The 25,089-nt window shown below is 30.8% G+C and carries 13 protein-coding genes, 1 other RNA gene and 2 pseudogenes; 3 read left to right on the top strand and 13 right to left on the bottom strand.

Annotated features, from left to right (window positions below; translation table 11 throughout):
- Nucleotides 1-366 precede the first annotated feature (366 nt).
- Nucleotides 367-1,569, bottom strand: coding sequence for an NAD(P)-dependent oxidoreductase (locus tag SHI72_RS19260; RefSeq protein WP_323491073.1), 1,203 nt, complete (start codon nt 1,567-1,569; stop codon nt 367-369).
- Between the two features lie 246 nt (nt 1,570-1,815).
- Between SHI72_RS19260 and SHI72_RS19265 the strand changes: the two genes are divergently transcribed.
- On the top strand, nt 1,816-3,012 hold the full coding sequence (locus tag SHI72_RS19265) for a serine hydrolase domain-containing protein (RefSeq protein ID WP_323491074.1): 1,197 nt from the start codon (nt 1,816-1,818) through the stop codon (nt 3,010-3,012).
- 117 nt (nt 3,013-3,129) lie between these two features.
- Nucleotides 3,130-3,526, top strand: a transfer-messenger RNA (tmRNA) gene (ssrA, locus tag SHI72_RS19270).
- Nucleotides 3,527-3,597: 71 nt separating this feature from the next.
- Here ssrA and SHI72_RS19275 read toward each other — a convergent pair.
- Complete coding sequence (locus tag SHI72_RS19275; protein ID WP_323491075.1) at nt 3,598-3,849, bottom strand: hypothetical protein; 252 nt, start codon at nt 3,847-3,849, stop codon at nt 3,598-3,600.
- Nucleotides 3,850-4,212: 363 nt separating this feature from the next.
- Between SHI72_RS19275 and SHI72_RS19280 the strand changes: the two are divergent.
- Nucleotides 4,213-4,671, top strand: a pseudogene (locus tag SHI72_RS19280) (tyrosine-type recombinase/integrase); the annotation flags it as partial.
- A 691-nt stretch (nt 4,672-5,362) separates the two neighbouring features.
- On the opposite strand, the pseudogene SHI72_RS23625 reads toward SHI72_RS19280, so the two are convergent.
- The 11 genes and pseudogenes from SHI72_RS23625 to SHI72_RS19335 all read right to left on the bottom strand — a co-directional run.
- Nucleotides 5,363-5,619, bottom strand: a pseudogene (locus SHI72_RS23625) (DUF3109 family protein); the annotation flags it as partial.
- Nucleotides 5,620-5,869: 250 nt separating this feature from the next.
- Entirely contained in the window at nt 5,870-6,853 is a 984-nt protein-coding gene (locus tag SHI72_RS19290) for a hypothetical protein (protein ID WP_323491077.1), read from the bottom strand.
- A gap of 303 nt (nt 6,854-7,156) precedes the next feature.
- On the bottom strand, nt 7,157-7,798 hold the full coding sequence (locus SHI72_RS19295) for a porin family protein (protein ID WP_323491078.1): 642 nt from the start codon (nt 7,796-7,798) through the stop codon (nt 7,157-7,159).
- Nucleotides 7,799-7,862: 64 nt separating this feature from the next.
- Complete coding sequence (locus SHI72_RS19300; protein ID WP_323491079.1) at nt 7,863-14,006, bottom strand: M4 family metallopeptidase; 6,144 nt, start codon at nt 14,004-14,006, stop codon at nt 7,863-7,865.
- A gap of 413 nt (nt 14,007-14,419) precedes the next feature.
- A complete protein-coding gene (locus SHI72_RS19305; RefSeq protein WP_323491080.1) occupies nt 14,420-16,033 on the bottom strand; it encodes a tetratricopeptide repeat protein in 1,614 nt (537 codons plus the stop codon).
- A gap of 375 nt (nt 16,034-16,408) precedes the next feature.
- Nucleotides 16,409-17,422 (bottom strand): hypothetical protein, encoded by a 1,014-nt coding sequence (locus tag SHI72_RS19310; RefSeq protein WP_323491081.1) that lies wholly within the window; start codon nt 17,420-17,422, stop codon nt 16,409-16,411.
- Between the two features lie 263 nt (nt 17,423-17,685).
- Complete coding sequence (locus SHI72_RS19315; RefSeq protein WP_323491082.1) at nt 17,686-19,881, bottom strand: peptidase domain-containing ABC transporter; 2,196 nt, start codon at nt 19,879-19,881, stop codon at nt 17,686-17,688.
- A complete protein-coding gene (locus SHI72_RS19320; RefSeq protein ID WP_323491083.1) occupies nt 19,878-20,870 on the bottom strand; it encodes a hypothetical protein in 993 nt (330 codons plus the stop codon). The genes SHI72_RS19315 and SHI72_RS19320 overlap by 4 nt, the downstream gene beginning before the upstream one ends.
- A gap of 3 nt (nt 20,871-20,873) precedes the next feature.
- Nucleotides 20,874-22,226: a radical SAM/SPASM domain-containing protein gene (locus SHI72_RS19325; protein ID WP_323491084.1), complete on the bottom strand. Its 1,353-nt coding sequence runs from the start codon at nt 22,224-22,226 to the stop codon at nt 20,874-20,876.
- 55 nt (nt 22,227-22,281) lie between these two features.
- Nucleotides 22,282-22,461, bottom strand: a complete 180-nt coding sequence (locus SHI72_RS19330; RefSeq protein ID WP_039113863.1) for a hypothetical protein — start codon at nt 22,459-22,461, stop codon at nt 22,282-22,284.
- A gap of 145 nt (nt 22,462-22,606) precedes the next feature.
- Complete coding sequence (locus tag SHI72_RS19335; protein WP_323491085.1) at nt 22,607-25,003, bottom strand: TonB-dependent receptor; 2,397 nt, start codon at nt 25,001-25,003, stop codon at nt 22,607-22,609.
- Nucleotides 25,004-25,089 lie beyond the last annotated feature (86 nt).

The following is a 25,089-nucleotide window of genomic DNA, read 5'->3' on the forward strand; positions in this document are numbered from 1 at the left end:
AATTGTTAATTAGGTTTCTAATCTGCCAAGGATGGTAACCGCAATGTTGTCTCCCTGACGAAGGAAGGGTCTCCGCAAGTAGCTCTACAACTTTTATGTAAAAATAAACCCCTGCAATCAGATTGCAGGGGTTTTGTTTTTCTGTCACCCTGAGCGGAGTCGAAGGGCAACTTATGTTTATTTAGATACAGTATTTCTTTTAAAATTGACACTCCGAAGAATGGGATCTCTCTATAATGCATCTTGAACAGTGGGTTTTAATTGTGGAGCTACTTGCGGAGACCCTTCCTTCGTCAGGGTGACAATATTGGGTTATTCTCTAGACAAACAAAGGATAATTAACAATTCACAATTTATAATTCACAATTATTTTCCGTCCACATAATCCTGTAAATAACTAAAACGTGGCGTAAGCTTTCCGTTTTCGGTCATTTTGGCTCTTTGTAGGATACCATCTTTATCACCGTTAAAAAAGGCAGGGATTACGTGTTCCATAAATTGTTCACCAAAGCCTTCACTGGCATCTTTAGGAATTTCAGAAGGTAAATTATCTACAGCCATTACTACAATTGCAGCAGGATGAAAAACATCAACTTCTTTGTCTTCTCCAGGGAAATAACCATATATAGGTTCCGCAATTGTCGATGCACGAAGCGTACAGGCGATAGGACCATTTACATCACATGAAATATCGGCAACCACTTTTATCTTGCAATCTTTAGATTGAAGCATTTCTCTAGTTAATATTACTGGAGCAGCAGGCGAATGAAAATGTCCTGTGAAATAAATATCAGTTACTTTGGTATATTTTTCAAAATCAGAAACGTATTCTTCAGGGTGTTCGTAAAAATCGGTATAATCTAAAACTTGTCCATCTTTACGCTTGTTGTAATCCAATACGTTAAGTTGTACATAAACAGCCTGAGTATAATTTTTGGTTAAGTAATTATCTATAGTTACCTCTTTTATTTTAATGGCATCAAGAATTTCTTTAGCACCATTACCTACTTTTCCAGATCCGGTAATTACAAATTTTAAAGGTGGTAAAGTAATGCGTTTTAAATGAGCAATTAGTGCTTCTTTTCCAGATAAAGTTTCCGCTTTTGGTAATTTAAACAATTCAAATTTAATTCCAAATGCACGAATACCATTATATACCCCCACGATTCCGGCATATCTACCAAACCCAATTAGTCTGTTATTCTGAGAATTTACTATTGTTTCATGGTCATATAATTCGATATTTTTTTCTAAAATAGCTTGCAATAGTTTTCGATTGCCAGGTGACTTTTTTATAGTATGTGAAAAGAAAAAATAAGCTTTATTTGGAATTAAACTCTCAATAGGAACCTCTTTTACTCCAAATAGTACATCACAGTCCGAAACATCATCGGTAACTGTTATACCTAAACTTTGGTATTGAACGTCTGTAAAAATTCTAATATCTGAACTTTCTACTGCTACAGTAGCTTCAGGATAAAGTTGTTTAAGTCGAACCAGCTCACTTGGAGTAAATACAACTCTCCTGTCTGGTGGGTTTTTTCTTTCTTTTATAATTCCAAACTTCATTTATTACTGTTTAAATATTGTATTAATATAACTTTTTTACCTAAATTTGTTTTAAATATAACAAATATAGTTAAAATTTTGTTGTTTTTTTTGAAAAAAAATGAAATCAAATTTATTAAAACCTGATGTTCAATAGCCTGACGAAAATCAAGCTTAAAACTGTGTTAAAATCTGGAAATTTGCTTCAAAAACACAAATAAACAAAAGTATTCAATTCTATATATTTGTTTTCCTAGAATCCCACACATGAATTTCATTAAAAAAGCAAATATACCACAAATCCTTTTCGTTATTTTAGTTTTAAGCTCTTGCGGAAAAGATAAAAATACAAATGCAACCACAGCCGATACAGTAGAAGATACACTCCCTAAAATGAAGCCAATGCTTCAGGAAAAAAAACTGCCTGCAAATTATGTAACAGCTATAAAAAACAGAGTCGATTATTTTTATAATAGAAACTGGCCAAACAATACCATGAACGGAAGTTTTTTGGTAGCAAGAAATGGTGAGATTATTTATGAAAAATACGAGGGTTATGCAAATAAAAACGAAAAGACAGAGATAGATAAAGATACGCCGTTGCATATTGCTTCGGTAAGTAAAGTACTTACAGCAACTGCAGTTTTAAAATTGGTTAACGCTGGAAAAATTGACTTGGATCAGAAAGTAAATACAATCTTAAAAACATTTCCTTATCCAGATGTAACAGTAAGAATGCTGTTAAACCATAGAAGTGGAATGCGTAATTATGCTTATTTTACAGATAGAGATAAATCGATTTGGGACAGACACAACCAGTTAACCAATCAGGACATCTTAAATATAATGGCTACAAAAGATATTGGTTTAGAGTATAAAACCGATACACGTTTTACATACTGTAATACCAATTATGCTATGTTGGCACTAATTATCGAAAAAATTACTGGGCTTAAGTATAAAGATGCAATGTCTCAGATGATTTTTAAGCCATTGGGTATGACACATAGTTATGTTTTTGATATTGACAAAGACAGAAAAACTGCCGTTCCGTCTTATAAAGGAAATAATGTCGAAATAGGAATCGATTATCTAGATGCCGTTTACGGAGATAAAAATGTTTATTCTACGCCTCGTGATTTATTAAAATTTGACAGAGCCAGAAATGCTCCAGGTTTCTTAAAACCAGCATTACTTAAGGAAGTTTACGAAGGATATAGTAATGAACGTAAAGGCGAGAAAAACTATGGGCTTGGTATCAGAATGATTAATTGGTACTCAGGACAACACTTTTATTTTCATAATGGCTGGTGGCATGGTAATACCTCATCGTATATAACATTGCAAAAAGAAAATGTTACGATTATAGCTTTGTCTAATAAGTTTACTCGTAAAACATATGCGGTTCGTAAACTGGCACCAATTTTTGGAGATTACCCTTTTGTTTTTAAGGAGATAGAATAATAAATTGTAATAATAGATTTGGCATAAAAATTGAAATAAATATTTTTGATAATTAATGTCAAATGATGGTTCAAAAAGCGTAATTTTGCAATCTCAATTTTTTATTGAAAAAGAAATGGGGTCGACTGGTTTTGACAGCAAGTCGAATTGAACAGTAAGCACGTCGAGCATTGAGACCTTGCTCGTAAATATAAGATCTTACAATTTTACACGGCGAAAATAACTACGCTTTAGCTGCATAATCCGAATTATAGTAAGATTAAGCCACGTTCCTATCAGATAGGAAAGCTGGATTCTCCTTGAAAGCCTTGGTTTGTGGCGGTCAGTACAGGGGAACCGTAAAAATAAACCTAGATTTCCATGAGCTTCGGGTGGATTTCGAAATTAAGAAGATAAGTGTTGAGTGGTTGTTCCTGACCTAGCTTAACAACGAAAATCCAATCAGGAAATAAACGTGTAGAAAGCTCTTTAGTTGCTTGTTTGGACCCGAGTTCGATTCTCGGCGACTCCACAAAAAATCCTGTAAACTTATTGTTTACAGGATTTTTTTGTTTTTAGTTGACAATTTGGTTGATTTTTTTTATGTTAATAATTATCTTTTGATAATTCAAGTATTCTCACAATATTTATAATTTCTATAATATCATTTACGTTTCTTGGTATTTCTAAACCTCGATTCTCAATTCGATATTCAACAGAATTTTTCCATGTATCAATGTTGATTTTTTTATTTTCATAAGAATTGACTAACTGGATTATTTTATCTCTTATTTTACTTATTTTTTTGCTAGATGTTTCGTTAAGCATTTCGGTAACTAAAATGTTAATTTTTTTCATTTTTCTACAGAGGTAATGAATATTTATAATACTGACAAGTTGCTTAATTTTTTGTAGTTTAATTAAACATTAGTTGATGTTTTTTCTGAATTATTGGTTTTAACACCTATCATAATTATTTCCGTCTGTTGCTTTCTGTAAGATGTTTTTTAAGGTATTGGGTGATTTTTATCCTCATATTCTTTAATTAATAATCCTAAAGTCCCAAGTTCATCATCTTCAGGTGTATTGGGTTCATGTGGAAAATTACGATTAGTTGTAAAATGGCTTTATTGTAATCTTCTTCGGTTTTTAAGACTTTCCAATTCAGAATAATTATTTTTTAAATTTCAGAATTCAGGAATATGACTCGAAGAATTACTTCATATCCAGCTAAAGATGATTGATTTAAAAAAAATCCAAATCATACTACCACCTGAAATAACTAAAACAGATATTGAAAGAATCGTTCCGTTAAATTCGTTTTTAAAAGCCTATTTTGAAGAAATGAATAACCAAGATTTTTTTGTTTTCGGTTCCAAACGTGAGTTTTCCAAACGAGGTTTAAAAAAAGAGATCGACTTTATTCCTGGTCCAAGAAAATTAAATAGAGATTACGCTTCTAAATTATGGCGAAAATTAGTTATAGATGGATTAAATATGAATGTAAATATGTACTCTTTAAAACATCTAGAAGCAAATAAAAAAATACTAGCTGGATTTGAACTGGATGCACTTCGTGAATTATATGGACATACATCTAAAATAATGACATTACGGTATGCCAAAGTTGTAAAAGAAGTTAATCGAAATCAGATTATGGAAAAATCTCCTGATTTTTAAATTCGTTTAAACATCATATAATAATTATAAAAAGAATGTATAAGTGGTGTTCATGCTCCTTATTTACTACTGTTTACATACTTATAAACTTTTTGTTAATAATTTTAAAACGTATTTTTTATACATAATTAATTTACATTACATATATTTGTCATAATAAAAAACCCGCCTTATAGACGGGTTATAAAACTGGAGCTATTTATTAACCTTTTGTAAGTCGCAATACTATTTCTAGCGCGTTTAACATGTTAAGGATAATGAATGAAATAGTTAACCAGTTTTTAGGACTTCGCAAGTTCATAAAAAATGATTTTAAACAAGCCATAGTTTCGTAGACTATGGCTTTGTTATTTATAATACAAAGATTGCGTATTTTAGTCAGAAATAAAAGTCATACTTATTCACAATTGGGTCTAGTTTTTAACAAAGGGACAAAAACAGAATAATTTTCATACAACATGTAATTATTTGATAATCAACTAGTTAAATTGTTTCAATTTACTGTTAGCTACTGTAAAATATAGGATTTTTGAAATAATATTAAAGACTTTTTTATAATTTTTAAAAATCTTTTTTTAGATTATTTAGCAAAAGTTTTATAGTAATCTTAACTTTATTAAATGTACAAAACTGCGGAGATTTAGAAGTGTTTCATGTCTTGTGCAGCTTTATTAAGCTCCATATACCAATTTTATTCAAACTTGCGAACTAATACTTTTTACGCAGGAACATTTAGCTGATAGCCTAAAGAACAGGCTGCGTCTCAAATATCCCATTTATCGTAATTAACCACTGCGAACTTGGTAAAATCTTTTACTCGAATTGGGTATAAATGACAAGAAACTGCTTTCTTCCAGCTTACGATTCCTAAAATTATAGGCTTGTTCGATTCCATAAAGTGCTTTTTTATTATACAAAGATTACATAAGTGCTATTTTTATTATTAATGTCTTTAGATGACCATTCTCGGCGACTCCACAAAAAAGGGAAGATATTTAAATATATCTTCCCTTTTTTTATACCAGGTATTTTTTACTATCAATGAGTAATGATTAAGAACGCTTCTCATTGTAGGTGTTCAACAGATGTTGTTTTGATTGTACAAATTGCTATCGAATACCATATTTATAAATTCTTTTTTTTGTAAAGTGTTTGATTTAGGTATAATAACAGAGACTATTAAACAAATTATAACGGCCTAAAGATTTTTTTCAATATAGTTGATAATATCTATAATTATTTCGTCTACTGCATTTGCTTCAGGGTTAAATAAAGTTCCGTCAAAATATTTGGCATCACCACCATTTCCGGTAGGAGAACGATGATGTACATCGATAGATTTTCTCCAAAATTCAGCGTGATTTTTCCACTCTTCCTTATTTACCAAAGCCGGTTCTGTGAACCAAAGATTCCATGACAAAGTATTTCCTGCCTGAAGCATATTTCCTGAACCAAGATTAAATGCTTTCATTATTAATTGATTAAAATCATCAACTATTTTGTCTTTTGTTAACTTAATATCTCCAATTTCAACTGCAAGGTAGGCTGTAGCAAATGCTTCATCATTATGTAATGCAAACGTCGGATTAGAGAATTCAGGATTTAATCCGTGTATCACTTCAAAAATAGGTTGATTAGGATCATTCTGTTTGTGCGTAGTAACTCTTATTGCATTTTCTTTATTCAATGGAAATTTCGGAAAACTATACTCCAGTAGAGGCCAAACGTCTTTTATCTTATCGCCTTGTTTTTCATTTGGTGTTAACCAAATTTTGCCTTCAACTGTCATGTCTATTGCAATTTCTTTTGTCACTTCGTTAACCCAACCTCTTTGTCCGGTAACAGTAACCTCTACATTTATACAAATTTCATCTTTAAGCCAGACTCCTTGCTGAGGACAGATAACAGAATATACTCTTCCTTCATCAGTATAACCGGCTCTGGAAATATATGGCGCAAATTGCTGATAACATCTTTTCGGATTAGGACTGCCTTTTTGTGTTTCCCAACTAAACTCTGGCCATTTTACACCGAGCTGACGTTGTAAAAAATTAATATTATCCATATTACCTAACATTGGTAAAGAGGAAAGATCTCGGGTTGGATATAACATAGGTGAACCCGTTGGTGGAAATCCGCCAACCCATCCGATTGGAATGAGTGAATTTTCATTGTTTTGCATGATTTGAAGACTTTTTTGGTTTAAGTAATAAATCTAGCCCAAAATATAATCTTACATCCACGTAGAATTACCCGTTTTATTTTTTAATGCAATATTTGAAGCTATCAAAAAAAGTTGAAAGGGGATGAGGTGTTCGATTTTAGTTCTATCGACTCCACAAACAAAAAATCCTGTAAACATTGTTTACAGGATTTTTTTGTTTTTAGATAGAATCTATCTTGGTCTCAAAATATTTACATATAGTTATATAAAAAGCCACTCTTTGCGGGAGTGGCTTTTAGAAAGGCATAAAGAATACTAATTCTATTTAAAAAAATAACCAATCGATATTTGAAAAACTCTATTTTTCATGTCATTGTTAATGAAATAATTTACATCACTTTCTTTAAAGACATTAGAATAAGAAATATTATATCTCGCATCGGCATAGAATTTATCTTTAAATTGATAACCCAAACCAAAATTTAAAGAAGTATCTACACCACTTGAATATTCTTTTAAGTTAAAATTGTCATGATTCTCATAGCCTAAAAAATTATCTTGGTATTTATTATTTGCTTTTAGGAGTATTCCTATCTGAGGACCAGCTTGTATGCTTAATCCTTCTAGGACATAATATTTTAGGATAAGCGGAATATTTAAATAGTTCAATTTAATAGTGCTTTTATAGTTAGAGTTTGTTACATCGCTATCAGAAAAAGAAACCTTTGTTCCTTGCTGACTGTACAATAATTCTGGCTGTAACGCAAAGTTTTTCGCTATAGGAACTTCAACCATAATCCCTCCTGTAAATCCTGTTTTACTAGATGAGTTCAATTCGCTTTCATCAAAATTAAGACTAGCGATATTTAAACCCGCTTTTACACCTAGTTTAACTTTTTGGTTTTGAGCCATAATAGGTACACCTAAAAAAAGTGTACATATAATTAACATATATTTTTTCATATTTGTTGTTTTAAGAATGGTAACTCTCAAAGGGAGAGTTACCATAGTTTTATCTGTAAATTTGTTAGTTCTTAACAATCTTTGCGGTATATTTCTTGCCTTGTACATTGCAGTCTAAAACATAAACTCCAGGAGCTAATCCGCTTACATTTATATTAGACGGAATACTTGTATATGTTTTACTCCACACAGCTTTACCATCGATTGCATAAATATTGATTTGTGCTTCTCCTTCAACTTTATCTGCCAAGAAGATATTTACAATATCAATTGCTGGGTTAGGGAATACCCTAAAAGCATTTGTTATTTTTCCAACAAGCATACCTTTTGAATCAAACGGAGCTGAAATACTATTACATCCATTATTATTGGTCACTTGTAGGCTATAATCTCCTTCCCAAATTGTAACTATAGATTTTTCAGTTGCATTTGGTATAGGTCTTCCGTTTAAGAACCATTGGTACGAAACAGCATCGGCTGAAGCGGTTAACTTTTTATCAGCAACTACCTGAATTTCTGGTGTAATGTTCTCAAGAATTGAGATGGTAGTACTAAAAGTTTTACCAATGCCATTTTCATTATAAACAGTTACATAATATTCTCCACTTTTAGTTGTAGTGTAAGTTGGTTCTGTTGAGCCATCAAACCATTCGTACGATTTGTAATCTCCCGGAGATAATACAACTTCAGGACCACAAACATTTCCACTTGCTAAATCAGATTCGAAAGTATCAAATGTTGCAGTTATAGTTTCTGTAAGTGTACATCCATTTTTCATTACTGCTGTTACAGTATAATCACCCGCTTTATTTATCTCAATACCATTAGTAACATCCCCTGTGTTCCATTTGTAGGAAGTAACATTTAGTTTATTGGCATTAAAATTAGTTTGAGCATCGATGTACAGCTTTTTACCAGCATATCCATGTATTGTTGAGGTGTCAAATATTTTGAAATCTGATGATACCTCCTGATATATATAATTTTTTATTTCGTTGTTATTTGGAATAGCATCATTATCTAATTTAGCATTAATATTGAATACATGAGAGTCACCGCTTGTATCAAGTTTAGGCTGTTTTTTGAAAATATATTCGATGCTTTCGCCAACAGGGATTCCTGCTTCAACAAATTCTGAAATACTTTCAAGCGTATTGATATATTCTAAATTTAGTTGAATTGCATTTCCATTAATTGGAGTTTGCCCTTCATTGGTTAACTTCAGTTTAACTTCAGATCCTCCGCATACATCTTTTGGAGACAATATTTGTACTGATACATCTAGAATAGGGTTAGTGATTACTTTTAAATCATCAAGCACCATATAAGAATAACCGCTTGTCAACGAATGTCTAAATCGTAGCATGATAGATTTTCCTTTATATTTATCTAAATTCACAACTCCTTTTTGCCATTCTTTATCTGAATTCATTACTTCTTTAGTGGTTTTCCATGCTTCACTCCATTCGCCTCCTACAGTTTTAACATCTACAATAAAGGTATTGTTGGCATTACTTTCGATTGCGTAATAAAACTCCATAGCAGTTGCACTTTCAGGTAACTTATACATAGGGAGGATTAAATCTCCATAGTTAGATCCATTTTCTAACGGGTGGTAAAGCATTTTTGCAGCAGCATCTCCTGTATGATCTTTAACAGGAATACCTAAGTATTTATTATCAGGTTTAACTACTACTCCCCATGGAAAAGTTCTATCACTTTGACTTGAAACGAATCCTTTTGTACCAAATAACACTCCTTCAGGTATAGTTGAGAAAGTTTCAATGTTTAAGTCTGGAGCCTTTGTAATAACTTCAAAAGCTTTTGTAAGACTTTCTATCAGAGCCTTTGGTTGTCCGTCTGTAAATACTTTTACGTTAATTTCATAATTTCCAGCTGGAAGCTGTGGAATACCATTTATTTTATAAACAAGAGTTTGATATTGCAATAGCGGGCTATTTTTTTCCAACAGAATTGGTTCTCCCACTGCAGCACCATTTTTGGTGATTTGATATTCGATAGAAACGTTGCCAATATTAGCGTATGATGAATTTCTTGCACTTATATAAAATTCATGTGAAGGTGCATCTTCATAAACATTTTCGGCTACACTTAAATTAGACAGCTCTAAATAATCTGCTGTTTCTTTAATTTTAATATTATCTACTGCAAAACCATTAGCAAATAATCCGTTATCATCATGTACAAATGCTACAAGAACACAAGGATTTCCTGCATAAGGGCTTAAATTCACATGATATTCTATCCAATTAGCAACATAAGGCATTTTAAATATTGTTTCCCAGGTTCCACCTCCATCTGTGCTTACTTTTACATATCCGTCAGAATCTCTTAGCCCGTCTCCAAAACCATCAAATATTAAATGTGCTTCTTTGTAATTACTTAAATCGAACACAGGTGAGATCAACATATCATTTGATGAGTCACAATTACATTTATCATCATTACTCGCCATAAAATTTGTATGGTCTGCTACTTGCCACGCTGGAGAACGTAAATCTTTACCTAATCCATGTTGCCAGCCTGTAGCATTTTTGTTTTCAGACGTTCTCCATCCTTTATATTTGGTTACATCTTCAAAATCCATTGTATAGGGAAGTACTGCTACTTTCATATCTTCATTGTTCCAATTGTCGTAGCCAAATGTGATAGAATTATTTTCAGGTTTAACATCCAGAGCCATATCTTCAGGAAAAACAGAAACTGTAACAGTATTTTGGCCTATGCTTTTTAAATTAATATTTGAAATAGAATAGGTTAGTGTATCTCTATATTTAGTAAATGCTAATGTTGTTTTTTCGGTTTTTGAAAAAACTTCATTTTTTTCATTATCAAGAATTTTTACTGTAACATTAACTTGCTCATTAGTAGTTCTGAAATTATTAATGATCTTAGTCTTTATGGTTATGTTATCATTGTTAATAGTACAGGTGCCAGCATCTAAGTTTGCAGCTATAACTTCTAAATCATAAGGGGCATTACTCACACGAATATTGTCTATAAAAGCACCTAAATAATTGCTATTATATTTATCTGTAACTACTCTAAAACGGATTGCAGCTTTTTTACCAGCAAGTTCATTTAAACGGATAGCATATGGTTTTTTATCAGTAGCATTATTAATTCCGCTAAACCATGGTCCTGTTACTAAATCATTGTAGTGTAAATTTTCTGGATAATCAATACCGGTCACTTTTTTCCAGTTTTGACCTTTATCTTCAGAATACTCCACAATTAGTCCGTCATATCCTTTAGAAAACAAATGGATCATATCAAACTCAACATACGGAGAGATAATGTTTGTAAAATCAAATATTGGAGATTCTAAAGTAAAATCAGCATTTGTAGGTATTTTTTCAGATGTACCATAAGTTACAGTACCCCACAAATATTTCGATTTTGTATCTCTAAATGAAATAACAGACGTCTGTTGCCATACAAATTTTTGATTTGTAAGTATTGATTTTGAAAACCAACCTCCTGGTGTTTTTTCGAAATCCTGATAATATGGTAATTGAGTTACAAGTCCATTGTAAACTGCATTTGTCGTACTGTTATTAGTTGTTACTGGATCTTGACTATAGGTCACAAAAGCTTCATACGTATGCAATCCAGCTGCAGATAAATCGATAGTACCATCAAAAGAAATTGTCATTTCTGAGTTTCCTTTAAAAGCAGTAGCTAGTGTAATATCTTTCCAGATAGTTTGATTTCCTGAAAGTGTATTAAGATATCCTACTTTTAGCTGAGCCCCAGCAGGTATATCCTGGCAGCCTAAATTGTAAATAGTAATAGCTAATGGATGACTTGCTGATAATGCTTCGCCTGAATACGCTGGAAGATTTAATCCCACAAGTTTAATGTCGAAATCTTTTTGCGCTGGAGGAACGACTAAACTTGCAATAAAAGATATGCCGTCTTTTGTACCAAACTCTGCAATAGGTTTAAAATCTAGTTTAATTTCTACATAATTTACGGTAGTCGGACTTATTATGTAAGGAAGTTTATCTTGAATTTTTATAGTCGTTTCTTCACCAATTCCCAGATCTTTATCAAGATTAATAGCATTATTGTTGGTGTAAATAGTATTAAACCTTCCACCAAAACCCGCAGTCATTAATCTCAATTTATAATTTAAGGGGTCATTTGCTTTGATTACAGTAGTCCCTGTGTTTTTTATTTTAATATAAAATGGTTCATCCCCTTTTAAGGAACCACAAGCAACAGAAGGTTTTTCAACCGCCACAAGAGCTATTTGTGTATCTGTATAAGGAGCTCCAATACCAATAGCATACCAGGCATTGGTAACTTGTTTGTATTCTTCAGAACCCAATCCGTATAAATCTTCAGTAACCATCAAAGTTACCTGACGCATATCGTTAAAGTTAGAAGAAGGGGATAAATACTCCGTAAGAGTTAAATAGGCTATTTGCTCAGCTTTAGCAAGACCAATAGCCTTAACGTCGTAACTGTTATTAAGGTCATTTACGCCTTGGCCACCTTCACTTAAAAGGTAAAACCAGTAATTTGTAATTCCGCTATTAATATGTACACCTCCATTGTCGTAACTAACGTTTGCTGGATTTGCCCAATTTACCCCTCCGTAAGTGTCAGGTTGCCCTTGAGCTTTAGGATTAGACATACTTCTCATACTGCCATGTGTGTAAAGCTCATTACCCAACATCCAAATATCTTCTTTTTTGTCTTTTCCAACATAAAATTCAACAGCTACACCGAAGATGTCGCTGAAAGATTCATTCATTGCACCTGATTCTCCTTGGTAGATTAATCCAGCCGTGAAACGTGTTACTCCATGAGTTAATTCATGTGCAGTAATCCCTAAACCAACATAAGGCGTGTTATAACCATCTCCAAATTGTGCCCAACCACCAGTCCAGGAAGCATTCTCGACGTTAGTGCCTAAATGTGCAAGACCAATAATTGTCATTCCTTTGTCATCGATACTATTTCGGTTAAATCTGTCACCATAATATTCTATGGTTTTTTGCATACCCCAATGAATATCTAATGCAACCTCATCATTATCTTTATTATGCAGTTCATTCCAAATGTTATCTTCGTCAATAAAATCTGTAATCACTTCATCTGAAGCCTGATTTGCATGATTCATGTTCATAGTATACATCGGAACATTGTATTTCCCTTGCAACCCTTCTAATCTGTATCCATCAGCATATTGCTTGGTATTAAAACTTACTTCACCAGCATATCGTGATTTACCTTTACCCAAGCTTTGGGTTTGGCTTTGACCTGAAATCTTAGCATCTCGACTTAAATCTATAGTAAGGATTATTTTTCCAGTATTTGCATCAACATAAATTGTCTGGCTAGATTGCGGATTGGTAGCAAAAATATCATATTTCCACGCTAGGTAATATTCCTTTAGTTCAGAAGAAAAGTTAGGTCCAACATAAACTAATTCCCCTTGTGGTTTTGCGCTTATCTTTTTGTCCAGTAAAGCACCTAATTTTTTACTTTCCCAAATATATTGTTTCGCATTTACGGTTCTAAGTGCATTTTCTAAACCTGTTGCAGCATTTATTTTATAATTGCTGTTTGCAGACAATTTTTTAGCTGTATAACCAAATGCATCAATCTTAGTTTTATTTTCTCTAACCTTATAAATTGCACCTTCTACAGGAACAGAGTTATGCAATTGCTGATAAGTGGCGAGAGTTCTTCCATGATTATTAGAAATTGATTTTAATTGCATTTTATCAGATGTTGATAAATCAAAATCTCCTTTTTTAACTTCAAATAAATTTTTCACAGTTAAATTTGAAGATTTTGCAAAAGACTTAACCTTTGTGCGAACTGTGTCTTGCGGATTTGTTTTCTCAGTAGCATTAGTTAGTTTTTCTACAAATAACTTTTGACTTTGTTGTACTTGTTTTGTCACAGCTTCACTTTCTGTAGCAGAAAGTTCTTTGCCATTTATAATTTCTTCTTTTGGCATGAAGAGATTATTGGCATCTTTATCCTGATTAGAATTAGGATCGCTAGTTTTTTTAGAAACTTGTTCCTTTGTTTCGTCAGGTGCTCCCAAGGCGGTTTTCACGCCATCATTTTTGATATTTTGAAAAGGTGACTGAGCCATTCCGACGGAACAGGCAAAGAAACTTAACAAAATAAACAAATACCTGGTTTTGAAGTAAATTTGATTCATTCTTTTAAATTTAAAATTAATACTTAGAGTTTGTTTGGTTAATAGTCATTATGCTTCTATGGTTAATAGCAAACCATAAAGCACTTTCGAAAAATCAATTAGGAAGTTGATTCTCAGAATCTTCATTTGTTATTTTCTTCAGAATCTTTAAGAGGATTTTCTTTTTTGCTTTTGTTTCTTCTAAAAGCTCTTCTAAACTTTTTTTAGGAGGGGCATTTTTCTTCTTCCGATTCATTACTAGATTTATTTACATCGCTTTCGTAAATGTAGAACGGAGGTAGGTGTTTTTGATAAAAAAGGACTATTACAAAAACACTCTGAGGTAAAAAACGGTCACTAAAAAAACACTCATAAATTTATAAGTATAAATAAATCAGTGAATTAGTTTTTATTTAATGTTTCGTTAAATCAGATTAAAATGTGTTTAGATAAGTAGAAAGATTTACTTTTTCATTGGTTAAATCAAACTTTTTGCGAAGTCTTGTACGGGCATTTTCGATCGATTTGAAAGATTGCCCCGTTATTTGAGAAATTTCTTTTGTGCTTAAATCCAGATATAAAAGGGCGCACAATCTGCGGTCTTTTGGAGTAAGTGTGGGATAATCGACAGTTAATTTGTCAAAAAAGGATTGATGAACCTGCTCGAAACTGATTTCAAATTCTTTCCAGATATCGATATTCAAATTCTTTTCCAAACGCTTTAATACTATATCGATAGCTTGCTGCATTTCTTTATTAATAGTTTTGAGTTTAATCTGTTTAAGGTCGGTAAGGATTTCGTTAATGCTATCTGTGCGATGTATTTCTGCCATAGCTTTCCCTATGAGAACCTTATTTTTGGCATCCAGGTTTTGCTTTAAGGCTTGCATCTTTGTTTTTAATTTCTCTTTTTCGAGTTGATTTTTGATATTCCTGTTTCTGTATTTTATCAAAAAAATAATTAAAATCAATATGCCGACAACTAATATCAATCCAACTACAGAGTACTTAAATAATTTCTTTTCTTCAATAAGTGTTTTTATTTGGGCGCGTACTTTGTAGTCCTGTTCTAGCTTTATTTTTTCTAGGTTTACTGCCTTTTCTTCTACATGTATACTATCATTTATCGCATTATATTTTTCAAAATAATGGACAGCATTTTTATAATCCTGTTTACTTACATATACTTGATAAAGCATTTTGTTGAGGTTTAAAACCGAAAAAGTATATTCATTTTCACTACATAATTCTAATGCCTTTTTTGCATTTACAATTGCAGCATCATAATTTTTTTCTTTTAACTTATAATCAGAATAAGATTCATAGACAAAAGCTTGTATTAAATTATCAACAGGCTCTTTTAATAGAGAAAAAGCGCGATCAAAATAATAGTCAGCATGTGTTTTATCATTTTTTAAAACATAAGTTCGGGCTAAATTGGTGTTGACATAGACTTTTAAAACATTATCTTTTATGGTCGCATTTATTAAATCGGCTTTGTGATAGTAATACAAAGAAGAGTCTAAATTTTTACTTAAGTAAGTAGTACCTATATTATTTAAAATTTTTACAAGCTTAACAGGATCGTTCTTAGTCTTTTGATAGCGATATACATTTAAAAAGTATTTTAATGCTTTTTCTTTGTTTTTTCCTTGCGCATAAATAATCGCAAGATTGTTTTCTACTTTAGATACTTCCTCATGATTACCGTTATTTTTATAAATCTCATACGCTTTTAAGTAGTATTGTAAAGCAATATCTAAGACCTCTTTAGAAGAATACATTTTGCCTGCTGTAGTATAAACAGAAGCCAAAGTGAGTTCTGATTCTTTAGCTTTTTTTGCCTCTGCTTCGGCTAATTCGATATACTTAATAGCTCTGTCCCAATCAGAATTTTGAAGGTTTAGTGCTATTTTGCGGCACAACTCTACTTTTTTCTGATTATCGTTAATGCTATTTAAATTATCAATCAGTTCTTGTGTTGAAGACTGAGAATGAATATTAATAGAAAGAAAAAGAAAAAACAAGGGAAAGAGTCGTGCCATCATAATATAAAAATGCTAAAGATGAATTTCAAATTTAAATAAAAAATAGGATTAGTATGACAATAAGATGTAAATCTTGTTAAAGTATCTAATTATTAATTGTGATTTACCATTTGAAGGAAAAGAATCAATTGTAGATCTCTATTTTTTTCAAATGTTTATTGGTAAACCTGAAAATCGAATCCGAAAAATACGGTATTTGCTTGTAACTCATTCAATCCAAAACTAAAAAATCCTGTAAATAGTGTTTACAGGATTTTTTAGTTTTTCTAGAGTTATAATATTTAAATGTGATCTTTTCAGAATTTCTTAGAAACATAATATTTCGTGGTAACATTTTTGAACTATGTTTTTCTTTAAAAATAATCAAGTAGTGTTTTATTCTTTTACCAAACCTGATATACTTTCATCAGCAGACGGATGATCACTACTAAAAATTTTATAATCTGTAATTTCGTGATTTTTGTTTAGTATAAATATAATACCAATTTGGTCAGCCCTACTTAAATTACAAATTAGTAGTAAACTACTTCCATTTGAAACTTTACCTAAAACATTTATGCCTTTATCATCATCAGTATATTCTCCAATTGAGTCATGAAACAATTTGTACACATCGCTTGAATGGCTTTTAGAAAATAAGATATTTTCCACATCCTTTTCATCAATAAATGTAGTGTTTGAAGTAGTAAACTCATCTGATTCTAAGTATGATTTTAAATTTACATTGTCACTGACTGGAGTTGTTTTTTTTATAATATATTCGAGCCTATCTGTAGCTGACATTTTTTCTTCATTAGGAGGGGTAAACTGATCGACAATTTCAAATTTCCCTTTATCATTAACCTTATAATTAACATAAGGATGAAAAGGCTTGCCTGATTCAATTTGACAATGAATAACACCCTTTTTGTCTATATATACTTTGGATGTGCATTGACAGATTTGTTGATTGAATTTTGATAAATCTAGAAAGTCTATTAGTTCGTCTTTTGAATTATAATTTAATAATGTGTAAACTGACTCTAGAGTTGAAAGTATTACTGTATTATAATTTGAATTCAAATTGATTCTTTTTTTTATTTTTATCCATTCAAATTCCTTTTTATCATTATATCCTAGTTTTTTAAAATCACCAGAACTCTCACTGTTTAAGGAAATTTTCTTAAACAATAATGATTTATATTGAGATTCATTTTTACCAAAATCAATATCTTCACCTAAGTCATCTCCATTATAGTCAAGTCTTAATGTATCTTTAATCTCCACTAATTCTATATTCCCTATACTCAAAGCATTGTTTTTAAATGCTTCTTTTGTAGATTCATTTTTACATCCGAACGCAACAAATAATGTGCAAATAATTGTTATTCTATAAATAATACTATTCATAATAATTAAATATAATTTTATCCTCCTTTTTAAATGATTAGATAATATTGACATTAAATGATTTAATAATTTATTGTGCCTGAGAGAGAACATTAATAGGGAAATAAGCAGTACAATTGTAATTAACCAGACTCTAAAAAAAATCCTGTAAAGATTATTTACAGGATTTTTTATTATATTTTCTAAAAGTAAGCATTTAAAAGTATTTTAATCAAAAAATAAATAGGTAAAATTTCTTGTTCGTCAATTCATTACTAAAACGTTTAATTTCCTAATTCCAATTGGTTTTTAACTAATTTAAAATAGTCAGCTTTGTTGTAAACCAATTCAGAATGATTTCCTTGTTCTACAATTTCACCATTTTTAAGTACTATGATATTGTCAGCATTTTTTACTGTGCTCAAGCGATGCGCGATAATGACAACTGTTTTTCCTTTAAAAAATTCTTGTAGATTATCATGAATAATTTTTTCATTTTCAGCATCAAGTGCAGATGTCGCTTCATCAAAAAAGATATAATGCGGATTTTTATAAATTGCCCGTGCAATTAATAAACGCTGTTTCTGGCCACCTGAAAGTCCATTTCCTGATGCTCCAATTTTTGTATTATATCCAAGAGGTAATGTCTCGATAAAACTTTCAATATTTGCAATTTTAACTGCTCTTTTTAATTTTTGTTTATCAATATTTTCATCTCCAGTAGCTATGTTTCTTTCGATAGTATCTGAGAAAATAAAACCGTCTTGCATGACTACGCCACAATTTTCACGTAAACTTCGGGAAGAAATATCGATAATATTTTTAGCATTAAACAATAATTCACCATGTGTAGGTTCGTAGAATTTTAATAATAATTTTAATAAAGTGGTTTTTCCACTGCCACTTGCACCAACAATGGCAGTAATTTTTCCTTCGGGGATACTAAAATCAATATTTTTTAGTACATATGGAGATTTGGGGCCTTCATATTGAAAACTTAAATTTTGACCTTTGATCCCTAAAGGAAAACAATTACTAATATCTCTTATTTTTAAAAAATTATTATTTTCTCCTTCTTCTGTTGGATGGTTTTGTACCTCGTTTAGGCGTTCTAAACTTAATCGTGCATCCTGAAAAGAACGGAAAAAACTAACAAGCTGATTTATCGGACTATTCATTTGCCCTACGATATAGGATACACTCAAAAGTTGTCCTAATGTCATTTGTCCTTTAACTACAAATGATGCAGCTAAAAAAGTGACTAAAATATTTTTGAATTGATTTAGAAATTCAAAACCAGATAACTGTATTTGATCTAATTTTAATATTCGGGTATTAATTTTAAATAACTTCTTTTGAATTTCTTCCCATTCGTTGCGTTTGAAATCTTCAAACTGGTTTAATTTCATTTCAGTTACTCCATTGATGATTTCCAGAATAGATTCCTGGTTTTGGCTTCGTTGCTGGAAATGAAAATAGTCTAGTATTTTTCGTTTTTTGAGCCAATAGAATGACCAACTAATAGATACTACAGTCAAAATAAGGTAAACGACAAGAATAGTAACATCATAATACCAAAGCACCCCAAAAAATACTGAAAAGGTAATCATCGAAAAAAAAGTGACTAGACTTTGGGATGTCAAAAACTTTTCTATACGTTCATTATCTTGTATTCGTTGATTAAAATCTCCAGTCATTTTAGTGTCAAAGAACTTAATTGGTAATTGTAATAATTTTTTTAAAAAATCGGATATGATGCGAATACTAATTTTTGTTCCTATAAACAGCATTAACCAGTTACGAATTATTTCTATAGTTATAGATCCAAAAAATAAGCCGAGTTGTGCTAATAGTATAAGACTTATTATGTTTAAGTTTTTCTTACTTACTCCATTATCAATAAGGTTTTGAGTTAAAAACGGAAAAACTAAAGTTAGGGCGCTACCTATTAATAACATAACAAAAAGAAAAGCTAATTGTTTTTTGTATGGATTTAAGTAGTTATAAATATATTTAATATTTAATTTGTCTTCTTTTGGAGGAGTTAATTTATAGAAAGATTCAGTAGGTTCTAGAAATACTCCAATTCCACAATCGCCATCAGATAACCATGATTTTTTAAATTTTTCTTCTGTTAAAGCAACAAAACCATGACCTGGATCAGCAATTTTGTAAGACTTTTTTTTTGTAAATAAATTCGTTTTTATTTTATTAAGAACTACAAAGTGATTTTTATTCCAATGAAGAATGCAAGGCATAGGCATTCCATTAAGCTTTTCAATGGTTAGCTTAGCCGTAAGAGTCTCAAAACCTATTTTGGTTGCAGCTTCTTTAACCCCCAATAAAGAAATTCCTTCACGTGTAATAAAAGAATGTTCTCTTAGGTATCGTAAAGAATATTTTTTTTTATAAGCACTTGCGACCATACATAAACAAGCGGGGCCACAATCCATTTGATCTTGTTGGGGTATAAAAATCATTTAATGTTTATTTTGGATGCTTTTTGAATTTTTTCTAGAATATTTTTATCATGAATTTGGTTTGTAAAAGTAGCTGTCAATGCTTTTACATTCTGTATTGAATCTTCAGATTGTAAGTACAAGAAACTTTTATTTAGAAGCGCATTTAAAACATATATTTTAAAAAAAGCATATTTATAGTCTTTTTTTAAAACATCTTTTAATAGTAAAGCAATGTCTTGAGAATTATCGTTAATTAGGCTAACTAAAGCCAACCAATCGTTTAGATATTTATTTTCTGTATTATGTTTTTTTTCATTTAATGATTTACAGAAAAAATCAAAATCAAATGATTGCGTATCTATAGTCATTTGTGTCACCAAAAATTCAGTAAAAATCTGCATTAACATTTCTTCTTTATATTGAAGTTTTGTCTGATTTAATATCGAATTTTTTAAGTTATATTTATTCTTTATTGGTTCTACTTCCAGAAGAATATGTTCTATTATAGCAATGTTTAAATCGATGTAATCGCTGCTTTTGTTCGCTCTTAAAAATAATCTAATAACATTATGGATTTGCTGAATTTTGGCAGCATAAATATCTGGATATTCTTTTTCAATAATTTCGATGTTCTGAATTGCCAAAAGCAATAACTCTAAAGCTTTTTCATAGTTTTTGTCTTTATATACTCTAAATGCCAGATTAGGGTATATATATACATTTAAATATAGTTTTGCTCTTTCATTTAAATCAGAATTATTTAATGCTTCTAAACCTTTTGTATAGAAATAATCTGCTTTTGTTAACCTGTTTTGCTTACACTCATTTAATGCTTTAGAATAATAACTCCATATTAATTGAATGTCCATTCTTTCAGTTAACTCAAACTGATTAAAAACAAAAGAGGTGAATAAATCATCAAAACTTATGGCTCCTGATTGATTATCATTTACAAAATCAGAATTTACAATGTCTGATAATGATAAGGAGATGTCATCTTTTCTCATGGTTTATGCTATTTGAGTAATATTATCTTCTTGAATTAAATAGTTTGCAAGCATTAATCTGTCTTCAATGTTTAATTTCATACTTGGACACGGAGGAATTCCATCTTTCCATGATTTTGGGCATCGTCCTCCACATAAAGGCAAAATTTTGCATGATGTACACCAATAGCCATTGCTTTTATCCTGAATTTCATCATACCATTTTGTATAAGGTCTTTCAGCGTATTCTTTAACCTCAGTAAAACTGGTTTTTAAATCTCCTATTAAGTATTCGTCTCCGTACATAGATACCAATGGAATTTCGGTGCAATTAAAGATTTTTCCGTTAGGATCTATTAATTCATAATTTGGCGTAACTGCCGAACATACTACATCTTTTGTTTGTGGAATGGAGTTAATTTCAAATCCTACTTCATGAAGTTTTAACAAATAATCGATTTCATTAATCGCATATTCTTCTTTAGTATTTGTTAAATGCGCATCATTACCCCAGCTATATACAGGAGCTGTATAGAAAATAACTTTGTCTTGTAGATTATTTTCGGCTAATAATTCTATTAAAGGAATTACACCTTCTTTATTAGTGTCGTCTACGTTGCATCTTATTTTTATATAACATCCATTAATAGGGTAGTCCTTTAAACTTGTAATGGATAAAATGTTATTGAATATGAGGTCAAACGTAGGTTCTTTTGCTTTTGTATCTCTTCTGGTATCATGAAACTCTTTTACACCATCTAATGTGATTTCTATAGATGTACAATTAAATTCATGGGCTAATTCTTCGTAGATATTACTTTTAAGAGAGAGTCCATTAGTAACAATATGAGATCTATAAATAGCATCATTGCTCTTTGAAATCTTTTTGGCAAAAGTATTAACCAGTCTCATTTTATTTAACGCCATTAGTGGCTCTCCTCCGAACCAACTTATGCGGAATTCAGAAAAGGGTTTACTGCTAAATAAATGTGTTAATCTCTTTTCTATCAACTCGACAGTATCGTCTTCCAGTTTTTTCTTAGAATGGACTTGTCCACAATAAGAACAGCCTAACTGGCAATTTCCAGAACTCATTACGGTAACGTGTAAATAACCATCTTCTGCCGTAGCGTCTAATTTAGCTTTCTCACAAAATTCGCTTAACTCATTTAAATCTTTTGGGACTATGATCTCAGCGATAATTAAATTATTAATTATATCTAAAGGGATTTCATCAAAGTCCTCTTCTTTTAAAAGGGCAATAATTTTTTGGTCAAGATTATAAGCTTTTGAAGTTTTTGTTCCGAAAATAACACAAACATTTGTATTAGGAATTGGATCCGTAATGATAGTATAATAGGATAATTTATATTTCATGATAAGTTAAATTTTATTTTAGGGGATAAGCAATGCCTATCCCCTAATTAAGAAATTATTTGCGGATTTCTATTTCTACTTTTGGATTACATCCTGAACCATTGCATCCTGACCCATTGTTTGCTGGAACTGCACCACCAATAATTTTTCTTAAAGAATCGTTTAATTCGATGATTTCAAAAGATTTAGTTGTAGTTAAACCTGAAAGCTTATTTTTTAAATTTGAATTTTTCATTTTATTAATGTTTTTCAATTGTTAAATAATTCAAGAGAACGATTCTCCTAAATGGTTAATTAATTTGCTTGCAAGCGGAGATATTTAAGCTTCCTTTCTCTTTTCATTGGCCACTGAAAAAATACTTGGAGAATTAAATCAATTATTATTTTCCAGCTCTGCTTTTTTCATCCTGATTTCCTAAATCACGACTTTTAACAGAGATATCACTATTCCCAAAATTGTATTTTAATGATATTCTAAGATATCTTTCATCATAATAGTTCTTAGAAATTTGTTTGATTCCATTTGTCACATATGTATATTGAGGTCTATTGCTGCTAAATACATCATAGACATTAGCTGAAATTTGTAATTTCTTATTAAGAGACAATATTTTAATCCCAAAATCAAAAGAAGAATAATCACTAATGGTGTATATTCCGGAGAGTGCAGGGTAGAAATAGAAGTAGCTTACCTCTGCAAAAAAAGTTTTATTTTTATTTAAAGTGAATGTATTGGTATTTGTAAAATTAGATCCCCAGCCAGAAAATTTAGGCTGTACATAAATAGACTTAGTATTGGTCTCGCTGTAGTACATCGTTAAATCGGCGAAATAGTTCCACCAGCTAGTAAAATTATATGTTAGTGATATATCAAATCCTAAATCGGTTTGGTCAAAATAGTTAAGTCTTAAGAATTTTTGAATTTTCTGCCCATCTATTACTTCAAAAGTTGATAGTTGTCCGAAACCATTTTCTATTTTAGATACATAAATAGTACTATTTAAGATGTTATTATAGGAATGTGATATCTGAAAATTATTTGTAAAAGATGGCTTAAGAAATGGATTTCCTTCTGAAAATAGGTTTGAATTGTCATACCATCTAAAAGGATTCATTTCCCAATAAGATGGTCTTCCAACTCTTCTGCTATAGCTTAAATTAAAAACATTCTTTTCATTAAGTTGATAGGAGAGGTAAGCACTCGGGAAAAATTTTATATAGTTGTTTTTATTAGTCTGGTTTAGTATTTCAGAAGTACCAATAGTTTGAGTAGCTTCCATTCGTAGTCCGAATTTAGATTCCCATTTTTTGCCTAGTTTCTTACTTGCTAAAGCGTATAAAGCCTGAGTATTCTCTTTATAATTAAATACATTATTTTGTGATGGATCTAAAATTGCATCTCCAGATGTTAAATCATAAAATGAGGCATCACTCTTGTTATTTGTAAAACTAACTTTACCACCAAAAGATAAATCAGCAAATCCATAAGGCATATCAAAATCAATTTTAGCCGAATAATTACTAATATCTTGATTGCTTAGGTTATTACCAATAAGAGAAGAGCTTTGCGCAGGATTATTATTGTACGAATTAAAGTTTTTATCTTTATCTTCTTTAAAATTAAAGTAATCCAGATCTATCGAGAATTTTTTTCCTAAAGTGTCAATAAGAGTTGTTGAGTAAATATTTATTGAGCTATTATTGTTTTTCTTAGTATCATCTCCTATAGTATTAATATCATAGAGATAGTTATTAGAAACAGCTTCATTTATAGTTGTTATATTAGAGTTCTGCTTTTTTAGTTTTCCAAGACCACCTAAATATTGTATTCCTATATCTGTTTTCTTTGTGAGTTTATAATTTAAATTCAACGAAGAATTAAAGAAAGTATAGGAGGGTTTATTTTTATTTATAGAATTCCAGGTCTCTGTTGGGTAAAAAAAGGTTAAATCCTCTTTATCAAGTGCACTTCCTTTTCTATAGTTAATATCAAATAACAAATTCAGTTTGTTTTTTTTGTATGAAAAATTTCCGCCAAGGCTACCCGTCGGATAAGTTTGTTGTAGATATGTACTCCGTAATGTTGTGTTCCAACTGTCTTTTAATACCTTTTTTAACTTAATATTTAAAATACCGCTATTTCCTTGAGCATCATATTTTGCTGGTGGTGTAGAAATAACCTCAATGCTTTTTATATTATCTGAAGGAATCGATTTTAAAAAATTAATCAAATCCTCTCCAGAAAGCTGTATTAACCTATCATCAATCATTACAGCCATACCACTTTTGCCAATCATTGCAATAGAGTTGTTTTGTACTCTTATTCCAGGAGTAACTTTTAAGGCATCAATAGCATCGCCTCCTATCGCCGAGATAGAATTTTCGACATTGAAAACTAATCTGTCTACTTTTCGAACCATAATCTTTTTTTGGGTCTTTACGACTACTTCACTAAGTTTCTCCTCTTTCTCAATTACCTGAATAGATTTAAAATCGATATTGTCTATAATGTTTACCTTCTTTTTCCATAAAACGGTACCCATTTGTTTTATTTGTAATAAATAATTACCAACTTCTGTAAGTAGTATAAAATCACCATTACTATTGGTCATTTCGCTTTTTATTGCGGTTGAATCTTTATCTATCAATAAAACTTCAGCAAACTCAATGGGATTATTTTTAATATCTACCACTTTCCCCTTTATTTTTACTTGTGCTAACAAAGAAGGACTATAAAACAGGATTGCGGCAATTAGTATTCTTGTAATTCTAAACATAAAGTTAGATCCTGTTTTTTGTGATTTTCTGTAATCAAAACTAGATTAACAACTTATTAGATGCAAACTATGGTAGTCGACATTTA

The sequence above is a fragment of the Flavobacterium sp. PL02 genome (genome assembly GCF_035013205.1).
Taxonomy (GTDB): domain Bacteria; phylum Bacteroidota; class Bacteroidia; order Flavobacteriales; family Flavobacteriaceae; genus Flavobacterium.

Coding starts and splice junctions, on each gene's coding strand:
- SHI72_RS19260 (WP_323491073.1), bottom strand. CDS start 1,569: ATGAAGTTTGGAATTATAAAAGAAAGAAAAAACCCACCAGACAGGAGA.
- SHI72_RS19265 (WP_323491074.1), top strand. CDS start 1,816: ATGAATTTCATTAAAAAAGCAAATATACCACAAATCCTTTTCGTTATT.
- SHI72_RS19275 (WP_323491075.1), bottom strand. CDS start 3,849: ATGAAAAAAATTAACATTTTAGTTACCGAAATGCTTAACGAAACATCT.
- SHI72_RS19290 (WP_323491077.1), bottom strand. CDS start 6,853: ATGCAAAACAATGAAAATTCACTCATTCCAATCGGATGGGTTGGCGGA.
- SHI72_RS19295 (WP_323491078.1), bottom strand. CDS start 7,798: ATGAAAAAATATATGTTAATTATATGTACACTTTTTTTAGGTGTACCT.
- SHI72_RS19300 (WP_323491079.1), bottom strand. CDS start 14,006: ATGAATCAAATTTACTTCAAAACCAGGTATTTGTTTATTTTGTTAAGT.
- SHI72_RS19305 (WP_323491080.1), bottom strand. CDS start 16,033: ATGATGGCACGACTCTTTCCCTTGTTTTTTCTTTTTCTTTCTATTAAT.
- SHI72_RS19310 (WP_323491081.1), bottom strand. CDS start 17,422: ATGAATAGTATTATTTATAGAATAACAATTATTTGCACATTATTTGTT.
- SHI72_RS19315 (WP_323491082.1), bottom strand. CDS start 19,881: ATGATTTTTATACCCCAACAAGATCAAATGGATTGTGGCCCCGCTTGT.
- SHI72_RS19320 (WP_323491083.1), bottom strand. CDS start 20,870: ATGAGAAAAGATGACATCTCCTTATCATTATCAGACATTGTAAATTCT.
- SHI72_RS19325 (WP_323491084.1), bottom strand. CDS start 22,226: ATGAAATATAAATTATCCTATTATACTATCATTACGGATCCAATTCCT.
- SHI72_RS19330 (WP_039113863.1), bottom strand. CDS start 22,461: ATGAAAAATTCAAATTTAAAAAATAAGCTTTCAGGTTTAACTACAACT.
- SHI72_RS19335 (WP_323491085.1), bottom strand. CDS start 25,003: ATGTTTAGAATTACAAGAATACTAATTGCCGCAATCCTGTTTTATAGT.